This window comes from Cohnella fermenti (assembly GCF_004801405.1).
GTDB lineage: Bacteria > Bacillota > Bacilli > Paenibacillales > Paenibacillaceae > Cohnella > Cohnella fermenti.
Map to the genome: position 1 here is coordinate 63,385 of NZ_SSOB01000045.1, position 9,407 is coordinate 72,791.

The following is a 9,407-nucleotide window of genomic DNA, read 5'->3' on the forward strand; positions in this document are numbered from 1 at the left end:
AAGGAGAGGAACGCCATGCGCGCGCGCGCAATGAGACTGATATCCCTGGAATTGTGGAAAAAATGGCTGTGGTCGCTTGTGCGGCTCGTCTTGATCATCGGCTTGTCGTTCGTCATTGTGTATCCGATTCTGCAGAAGATCTCCACTGCGATCAAGGACAAAGTCGATCTGTACTCTCCGATCGTCATCTGGATTCCCCAGCACTTCACGCTCGACAACTTCCGGCAGGCGATCGATATTATGGACTACTGGGCGGCGCTTCGCAACACGTTCGGGCTCTCGGCAATGACGACGATTCTGACCGCGCTGTCGTGCGCTCTCGCAGGGTACGGGTTCGCCCGGCTGAAGTTCAAGGGCAGCAATCTGTTGTTCGTGGGAGTCGTCCTGACCATTCTCGTTCCTCCGACGACGATTCTGATCCCCGTGTACCTGAACCTGAAGGACTTCACGCTGATGGGACTTATCCCGCTGCTGACGGGCGGCAAGTCGGTCAACCTGTTGAACACGTACTGGCCGTTCATTCTGACATCGTTGACGGCGAACTCCTTGAAGGCCGGACTGTACATCTTCATCTTCCGTCAATTTTTCCGCGGCATTCCGAAGGAGGTCGAGGAGGCGGCTTACATCGACGGAGCAGGCATCGGCAAGACGTTCACGCGCATCATGCTGCCGAACGCCATTCCGGCGATGCTCACCGTCACGCTGTTCTCGTTCGTGTGGCAGTGGAACGACAGCTTCTTCACGACGACGTACCTGACAACGGCCAAGGTCATGTCGATCCAGCTCAGCTCGCTGCCGTACAACCTGTCGTTTTTCCTGTCCGACGGAGTCAACTCCAAGGCAGACCCCTTCTATATGAGTATGGTGCAGGATACGGGCATTCTGCTTGCCATTCTTCCGCTCATTCTGATGTACATCTTCGTACAGCGATACTTCGTGGAAGGAATTGAGAGGACGGGGATCGTCGGCTGATGAGACAAGAGAACAAGTGGCTGATCGTCGGAGCTGTCGGAGTTGTCGTCTTGTTGGCGCTGGTTGTAATTCTGTTCGCCCTTCGCTCCTGGAACGGAGAAGAAGCGACGAATACGGTCGCCCCGCAAGCCGAGACGGAGAGCGTGTCCGCCTCTCCCGACGACTCTGGCGGGTCGGCTGCGTCAGCTCCGTCCGCCGCCGCTTCCGCGTCGCCTTCCTCGTTGCCCGAGGCTTCTCCTTCTGAGGAACCGTCGCCCACGCCCAAGCCGACGCCTTCGGTAGAGACGGATATTCCCTCGGTCGCGGAGACGTATGCGGATGACTTCCCGATCGGGGCCGCCGTCGAACCGAATCAGCTGAGCGGCCTCACCGCCGAGCTGCTGAAGAAGCAGGTGAACTCGCTTGTCGCGGAGAACGCGATGAAGCCCGACGCAATTCAGCCGTCGGAGGGCGTCTTCACCTGGGACCGCGCCGATCAGATCGTCAAGTTCGCCATGGACAACGGCATGGCCGTCCGCTTCCACACGCTCGTCTGGCATAGTCAGACGCCGAACTGGTACTTCCTTGACGAAGCCGGCAAGCCGATGGTCGACGAGACCGATTCTGCGAAGCGGGAGGCGAACAAGAAGCTGCTGCTGAAGCGGCTGGATACATATGTCCGGACCGTTGTCGCCCGCTACAAGGATGACATCAAGTCGTGGGACGTCGTCAACGAGGTCGTCGAGCCGGGCGATCCGGACGGGATGCGGGCCAGCAACTGGTACCTCATCACCGGGACGGACTACATCGAGACCGCCTTCCGCGCCGCGAGAGAAGCGGGCGGGAAGGACATCAAGCTCTACATCAACGATTACGGCACCGATGCCGCCAACAAGCGCGATCGCATCTACGAGCTGGTCAAGACAATGCTGGACAAGGGAGTTCCGATCGACGGCGTCGGCCATCAGACGCACATCAACCTGCTCTCGCCGTCCGTTGACGCGATGCTCGCCTCGTTCAACAAGTTCAAGGAGCTCGGCCTCGACAACATCATCACCGAGCTCGATATGAGCCTCTACACCTGGAACGACCGGAGCGACTACGGCGAAGACGTGCCGCAGGACGTACTGCTGAGGCAGGCGGCGCGCTACCGGGAGCTCTTCGACGCCCTGAAGGCGAACAAGGGACTCGTCAGCGCTGTCACCTTCTGGGGAATCGCCGACAACCACACGTGGCTCAGCTCGTTCCCGATTACACGAACCGAAGCGCCGTTCCTGTTCGACAAGTACTACCATGCGAAGCCGGCCTTCTGGGCGGTCGTCGATCCGTCCAAGCTGGACATCTAGCAAGAGTGAGCCTGCCGTTGCTTGCGACGGCGGGTTCATTTACTTAATGAAGGGGAACGCTCATGCCGATCCGCATGATACGACCGGGCAAGCTGCTGGAGTGACAACGGCAAGCCGTCGGCGAGGTGGCATAGAAGACATTTTATTTCGATATCATGGAGGTTGCTGGAATGAGCGATACGAATAGTAAATTTTATACGGGGGATCTGACGAACTCCACTATCGACAATGCCAACTTAAACGAAACCGTCATTCGCTTCGCCAACATGAAAAAAGCTCAAATCATCCATGTTGACATGACAGGTTCTACGATTCGGGCAAGCAATCTCTCGGAAGTCAATATGGAAGGGAATGCTTGGTGGGATATGCGCATGAATCAATGTGACGTATTGTGAGTCTAACAATCAAGAACTGTATAATAGATGGTATGCAAATTAACGGTGTGTTGATAAAAGAATTGATTGAGAGCCATCCCGAATATCGTCTTCATGAGGAATCCATTCCTTCCAAGACCATCTATAAGGAGTAGATCTGTGCATTCCTGCGAGGAAAATCGGCAGCCTGTGACGGAAATGTCTCCATCCATCCGTCTATAGAGTGAACTTGATCGGAGGAGGCTGCATGTGGACGGAACGGCGGAGGATTGGGTAGTTCGCGCGCAGGCAGGAGATTCGGAAGCCTTCCGCGCCATTGTCGACAAGTACGCGAGCGCCGTCTATGGCATCGCGTATGCCAAGGTGGGCGATCATCACACGGCTCAGGATATTACGCAGGAGGTTCTGATCAAGGTCTATCGCAACCTTCCTGCTCTAAGCAGTCCGGAGAGGCTGGGCGGCTGGCTTCATTCCATTGCCGTTCGGACTTGCCAGGACTGGTTCCGCGTGAAGAGGCCCGCAGCGGCATGGACCGACGAGATCGAGCTGCCCGATCCGGACACGACGGAAGAGCGGGTGATCCGGCAGGAGCTTCGCGACGAGGTCTGGAACGCACTGGGCGCCTTGTCCGCTATCAATCGTTCCGTTCTCGTGCTCTACTACATCGACGAGTACAAGATCAGGGAGATCGCCGAATGGCTTGGCTTGTCCGTCGATGCCGCGGAGAGCAGACTCCGCCGGTCAAGATTATTGCTGAAGAAGGAGATGCTGAGCATGGTGGGAGACAACCTGAACCGCAATAAGCCGAATGAGGAATTCAAGAGGAAGGTATTCGAAGACGCCAGAATGTCGGAGGCTCAATTCCGCCGCGTCGTCATGGGGGAGAGCGACTTCGACGATATCGATCTGAGTCGAGCAAGGTTCCACAATATTAACATGCATGGAGCACGATTCGATGATATCAACATGAGCGGAGCCGTCTTCCATAACATCAATATGAAGGGGGCGAGCTTCCGGGAGGTGGGCCTGTGGGAGATCGAGGTCGCACAATGCTGCATGGGAGACGCTTACTTCCATGATATCGGAAGAGAGGGACAGGGGAGCCGATTCGAGAGATGCGATCTTGCCGGAACGTCGTTCCTTGACTGCAATCTCGCGAATGCGGACATTCGCGAGTGCGACATCTCAGGGCTGCGCATCGAGGGCATTCCTGTGGAAGAGCTGCTCGAAGCCTATCGCAAGCGCAATAGCTGATCAGGAGATTACCCACCCGCGCCCTGATACTTGTTCGCTCCGCTCGTCCACAGCAGATAGCCGAGTCCGTAGACGAGCGGGCCGACGAGCGGGGCGAGCCACATGGCCCAGCCGGGCAGCGGCGCGGAGTCGTGGGCCAGCAGGAACGCCGCCGGGTAGAAGTTCACGAACGCCAGAGGAACGCCGATCGTGAGCAGAAGCTGGATGAACGTGCCGAACAGCGGAAGCGGATACGAGATGAACTCCTTCAGCCGGAAGAAGATCGTGAACAGGAAGCCGGCCCGCACCCAGAGGAACGTAGCGGCTCCGATCGCGGTAAGCAGGCCCGCCTGAATCATCGCTCCGCTGACGACGGCAAGCAACACATACGCCCAATTCAGCAAGGTCCATTGCACGTTTAATTGCCCGATCGCCCAGATGAGGACGGCGCCAGAGATGGTGATGTGCGCGACATAAGCGAGATTGAAGCCCCGGCTGATCAGATAGAAATAAGGGTTGATCGGCTTGATCAACAGATTGTCGAACGTTCCCTGCCGTACCTGGCCTTCGAGTTCCCTCATCTGAACGAACGAGAAGGAGGCGCCGATCGCATACGTCAACAGCCCGAAGCTGTATAGCAAGGCGATCTCCGGCCATGTCCAGCCCGCAAGCAGCGGGAATCGCTTCATGAACAGCCAGATGACGATATATTCCCCGCCATAGGAGACGATCTGTGCGAATGCCGACAGCAGGAAGTCGCCCCGATACGCCATCTTCTCCTTGATCAGCAGTTGAATGAGCTTGCCGAACAATGCGATGTTCATTCCTTATTCTCCTTCCTCCGCATGTTGAACTCCATATTATGATATGCTCGCGTGTTCCTTTCACTTTTTAAACACTTAGGCTTCATCTCCCCCCGGCTCAGGAGTCTCATCTTAAGGAGCTTGGCCTTCGTTCGACAAGCGTGCATAGACGGAGTCTCTCGCATTCGTTCCTGAGCGAGAGGGAGAAGAGATATAAGGTCTGCAGAAGGGGATGGGGAGCAAGCGATGCGGACCTGGTAAGAGAGGGCTTGGGGAATGGCGTCATCCGCCCTGGATGATCAGCCGCCGAACGGCTCGGCTCCACAGCCAGCGCACGAGCAGCAGCAGCGCCGCAGCCCAGATAAGCCCGATCGCAAGCGTTCGCCACATGGCCTCGTCCGTCATTGTTCCGAGATAGACCGCCGCCGGCACATAGCCGAGATATTGGAACGGCAGCGCCTCTGCAACCGCTGCCCAGCCCGACGAGTAGAACCAGAGCGGCAGGAACGAGCCGCTGAAGATGGTGATGAGTCCTCCGAGCATCCAACTGAGCGCGAAGTGGCTCATCAGCCAGAAGGCGAGCAGCGAGACGAGATAGCCGAGCAGGAAGGACATCAGCATGGCGATCAGCAGCGCGGCGACGAAGGCAAGCAGATTCATAGGCGATGCGGGCGGGAGAACGCCGAACAGCAAGCCCGCCAGCGCGAAGGCAGGTGCGACCGTGAATGCCAGCTTGTACAGCGACAGCCCGAGACTGCCCGCCAGCAGGTAAAGCGGATACGAGAGCGGCCTGATCAGCTCGGTTGCGATGCTTCCGGACTTGAGGCTGCTGTCGACGGCCTCGCTCACATTCGTCGAGAGAAGGGCGAGCAGCAGGGGGTTCAGAATGCTGTAGGTGATCATCTGATCAAGGCTGGCCCCTTCTTGGCCGGATGATCCGATGACGGCTCTCCAGATCTCGACCTGGATCAGAATGGCGAGCAGATTGCCAAGCAGCCGCAGCCACACCTCGGAGCGGTAAGCCAACTGGTTCGTGAACGACTTGACGGCGAACATCATATAAGTGGTCACGCCATACCGCCTCTCATCGGGCAGAGCCCCCGGCAAGCTTGCTCTGGGCAGGCTCCGTCCCGGCAAGTTCCGTCCGGGAGAGGCCGTTGGCTTCTTCCGGTTGACGGCGCGCAGGAATTGGCGGATCTGATCCTTGGCCATGACGTCAAGGCCGATCGTCGGCTCGTCGAGGAACAGAATGCGCGGCTCGTGCAGCAGCGCCATCGCGATCTCGACTCTCATGCGCTGGCCGAGGCTCAGTTGTCGGACCGGCTTGTGGGCGAACTCCCCGACGGACAGCAGGTCCATGCAGAACCGGAGCTGCTCCCGGAAGGCGTTCACCGGGAGCTTATACACATAGCGATGAAGCTCGAACGAATCCATCACGGGCAAGTCCCACCACAGTTGGCTGCGCTGTCCGAAGACGACGCCGATCCGGGCGGCGTTCTTCATGGGGAACGTTGCCGAGCACGCGAATGTCGCCGGACGTCGGAACGAGAATGCCCGTCATCATCTTGATCATCGTGGACTTGCCCGCGCCGTTCGGACCGAGGTAACCGACCGCTTCCCCTTCCGCAATGGAGAAGGAGATGTTCTGAACGGCCGCTTCCTCCGCGTATTGCCGGGTGACCAGACTCCGGATGGAGCCGACCACCCCGGGGAATCGGCGATAATGGCGATACGTCTTCGTGATTCCGCTAACCTCGATAATGCCCACTCGCACACCGCCTCCGGTCATCTCGACATTGAATATTGCTCAGCTCGTATAAATATGCTTAATCACTTCTTCGATCGGAATGTTCGTGATATTGATGTCGACGACGGGCAGGCGGCCGAGAATGTCGTAGACGTGATGCTTGATGTCCTTGTCCTCGACATTGACCTCGATGCGGGCGTTCAGACCGCCGAATTCGATGACGTCGTAGCCGTCAAGCAGCGCTTCGCCCACCGGCTCCGCGAACTTCACCTCGATAATCTTCCGATTGCGGAAAAACGTGCTCAGCTTCCCCATCGCGTCGTCGAACACGATCGAGCCCTTGTTGATGATGGTGACGTTGTCGCACAGGTTCTCGAGGTCGGCGAGGTCATGCGTCGTGATGATGAACGTTGTCTGCAGCTCCTTGTTCGTCTGCTTGATGAACTGGCGGATCGTCTCCTTGGAGACAATGTCGAGGCCGATCGTCGGCTCGTCGAGGAAGATGAGCGACGGCTCGTGCAGCAGCGCGCACACGAGCTCGCACTTCATTCTCTCGCCCAGAGACAGCGTCCGCACCGGCTGATAGATGACCCGCTCGATCTGCAGCAGCTCGACGAACCGGTCAAGCCGCCGCTTGAAGCGGTCCGTCGGGATACGGTACATCTCCCGGTTCAGCTCGAACGTGTCGATCGGCGGAAGGTCCCACCAGAGCTGGGACTTCTGGCCGAACAGCACGCCAAGGTTGCGGATGTACTTCTCCCGGTGCAGCCACGGGGTGTAGCCCATGATGCTCACTGTCCCCTCCGTCGGGTGAAGGATGCCGGACATGATCTTGATCGTCGTCGACTTGCCGGCGCCGTTCGGGCCGATGAGGCCGCGAATCTCTCCCTTGCGGACGCGGAGGTCGATGCCGTCGACGCTGTGCACGAGCTCGGACGTGCGGCTGAACAGCGCGCCGAAGGCGGAGAAGAAGCCCGCCTTCTTGTTGAGCTTCTTGAATGTCTTGCGCAAGCCTTGAATCTCGATCATATATTCGCTCATTGGAATGAATTCAGCCTCCCGCACTCGTATAGTTGCGCAAACAACGGTTCCATAGCTTCAGACTCAGCCAGAACAGGACGAGGCAGCTTGCCGCCGCGAACCAGATTCGGTGATCCGCCCGATTCAGCAGAAGCTGGGCGGGATAATAGGTCCAGACGGCGAACGGCAGACCGACGATCAGCGCCGTCCGCAGGAAGAGAGGGAAGATGTTGACCGGGTAGTTGGCGAAGTCCATGATTCGGTCGAACATCTCTCCAATCCGTCCCATCTGGACGAGCATGATCAGAATGGAGCTGAACAAGACCGAGATCGCCATGTACAGCAGGAGGCCGCACAGCGTCACGATGAGCAGCATAAGCAGCGTGCCGGGGCTAAGGTGCAGCTCGACTCTTCTCGCGGCAAGCGAGAGAACGAGAATACCGGCAAGCAGCGAGCCGATGCCGCCCAGATTGAAGCCGCTGCACAGGATGACGCCGATCGGCGGATAAGGCTTCAGCAGCAGGCGGTCGAAGTCGCCCTTCCAGACGAGATTCATGACCGTGCCGCGAATGTCCCCGAACAGCAGATCGCGAATGCCGAACCAGAGCAGCAGCAAGCCCTGGAACAGCAGAATCTCGCTTAGCGTCCAGCCGGGATAGCCCCGGGTCTGGGTGAAGAACAAGTATTGCACGAACGGGCCGATGCCGGAGACGAGAACGGAGACGAGAAGCCCCGTCACGAAGTCGAACCGATAGATCATCGCCCGCGACACGCTCAGCTTCATATGCCAGACGTAGAGCCGGAGAAGACCGGTTAATGTGCTCATGCTCAGCCTCCCGCCACGACAACGTGTTTTAGCAGCATTTTCCACAGAGCTCGTCCCAACGCATACAGCGCCAACGCCCACACAGCCTGCATCCCGACAACGCGCAGCCAGCCCTCAAGCGTGGCCGCATCCCCGCGGGCGAGGAAGAATTGAATCGGTTCGTAGAAAATATACTTGAACGGAAGCGAGTCGCAGACGGAGCGGAGCCAGCCGGGGAAGAAGTCAAGCGGGATCATCACGCCTCCGAGCAGCGAGATCGCGGCCGAGACGACCCGGTTCAGACCCGAATTGTTCTGCGTCACAAACGCGGTCATGCCGATCAGGTAGTTCAACAGGAAGAACAGCAGGAACGCCATGATCGCCACGCCGATGAAGCGGAGCAGCGAGAGCGGCGTCAGGAAGTCGGGCGGGTAAATCCACGGATAGATCAGCATTCCGGGCACGAATTCGAACAGAATGCCGGCGATCCGCAAGGCGACGGCGTTCGCGAGCTCGTAGCGATAGATCGAGATGGGGCGGAGCAGCAGCGTGCCAAGCTCTCCGGACAGAATGTAGTTCGAGATGCGACGATCGGTGAAGTTCCAGATGAACACGTAGACGAACATCGTCACGACATAATACCAGACCATCTGAGACAGGCTGTAGCCTTTGATCTCCGAGGTGCCGTTGTACGCGAAGATCGCTTCGAACAAGAAGATGTTCATGAACAGGATGATCGGATGAATCAGGAGCGAGATGAGGAACCCCTTGGGATAAGCGACGAAGATTTTGAGATTCAGCTTGACGGCCATCAGAAAGATTCGCATGGACTCCCCTTTTCTCTGATTAATAGTGTCGAAGAGCAATGATTCTCTATCATAATCTCCTAAATTAAGGATTTCAATAGGCTGGCAAAACATCTATAGTTTGTCGGGTGCAAACAATTAAAACGGGAGGGTTGGCGATTCAGGCAAGCGCTGTTATGATAAGGGTTTGGAAGGAACTGGACAGTGAAAAGTTCTCCAAAGAAAAATAACCCAATCTAGCGATTTTACGGTATCCTTAAGGTCTCACTCTAAAAGGATAAAATCGCTGAAAGGGTTATAGACTGTAGTCTACCCGATTTCC

9 protein-coding genes and 1 pseudogene are annotated in these 9,407 nt (G+C 57.4%); 4 read left to right on the forward strand and 6 right to left on the reverse strand.

Features of this window, described 5'->3' with window-relative positions; genetic code table 11:
* Positions 1-15 precede the first annotated feature (15 nt).
* The 4 genes from E6C55_RS26700 (at position 16) to E6C55_RS26715 (ending at position 3,925) form a co-directional block, all read left to right on the forward strand.
* Entirely contained in the window at positions 16-972 is a 957-nt protein-coding gene (locus E6C55_RS26700; RefSeq protein ID WP_230986876.1) for a carbohydrate ABC transporter permease, read from the forward strand.
* Positions 972-2,297 carry an endo-1,4-beta-xylanase gene (locus E6C55_RS26705; protein WP_136372890.1) on the forward strand — a complete coding sequence of 442 codons (1,326 nt, stop codon included), beginning with the start codon at positions 972-974 and terminating at the stop codon, positions 2,295-2,297. Before E6C55_RS26700 ends, E6C55_RS26705 begins: the two co-directional genes overlap by 1 nt.
* A 170-nt stretch (positions 2,298-2,467) precedes the next feature.
* Positions 2,468-2,692 (forward strand): pentapeptide repeat-containing protein, encoded by a 225-nt coding sequence (locus E6C55_RS26710; RefSeq protein ID WP_168735893.1) that lies wholly within the window; start codon positions 2,468-2,470, stop codon positions 2,690-2,692.
* A gap of 228 nt (positions 2,693-2,920) precedes the next feature.
* Positions 2,921-3,925: a sigma-70 family RNA polymerase sigma factor gene (locus E6C55_RS26715; RefSeq protein ID WP_136372892.1), complete on the forward strand. Its 1,005-nt coding sequence runs from the start codon at positions 2,921-2,923 to the stop codon at positions 3,923-3,925.
* Between the two features lie 8 nt (positions 3,926-3,933).
* Here the strand turns inward: E6C55_RS26715 and E6C55_RS26720 are convergent, their stop codons facing one another.
* From E6C55_RS26720 to E6C55_RS26740, 6 genes and pseudogenes are all read right to left on the reverse strand, one after another.
* Positions 3,934-4,728, reverse strand: a complete 795-nt coding sequence (locus tag E6C55_RS26720) for an ABC transporter permease (protein ID WP_136372893.1) — start codon at positions 4,726-4,728, stop codon at positions 3,934-3,936.
* 261 nt (positions 4,729-4,989) lie between these two features.
* Positions 4,990-6,000 (reverse strand): ABC transporter permease, encoded by a 1,011-nt coding sequence (locus E6C55_RS34900; RefSeq protein WP_330999665.1) that lies wholly within the window; start codon positions 5,998-6,000, stop codon positions 4,990-4,992.
* Positions 5,995-6,496, reverse strand: a pseudogene (locus tag E6C55_RS26725) (ATP-binding cassette domain-containing protein); the annotation flags it as partial. The gene E6C55_RS34900 and the pseudogene E6C55_RS26725, both read right to left, overlap by 6 nt.
* Positions 6,497-6,514: 18 nt before the next feature.
* Positions 6,515-7,495 (reverse strand): ABC transporter ATP-binding protein, encoded by a 981-nt coding sequence (locus E6C55_RS26730; protein ID WP_136372894.1) that lies wholly within the window; start codon positions 7,493-7,495, stop codon positions 6,515-6,517.
* 10 nt (positions 7,496-7,505) lie between these two features.
* Positions 7,506-8,300, reverse strand: coding sequence for an ABC transporter permease (locus E6C55_RS26735; protein ID WP_136372895.1), 795 nt, complete (start codon positions 8,298-8,300; stop codon positions 7,506-7,508).
* A 2-nt stretch (positions 8,301-8,302) separates the two neighbouring features.
* Positions 8,303-9,106 carry an ABC transporter permease gene (locus E6C55_RS26740; RefSeq protein ID WP_168735894.1) on the reverse strand — a complete coding sequence of 268 codons (804 nt, stop codon included), beginning with the start codon at positions 9,104-9,106 and terminating at the stop codon, positions 8,303-8,305.
* Positions 9,107-9,407 lie beyond the last annotated feature (301 nt).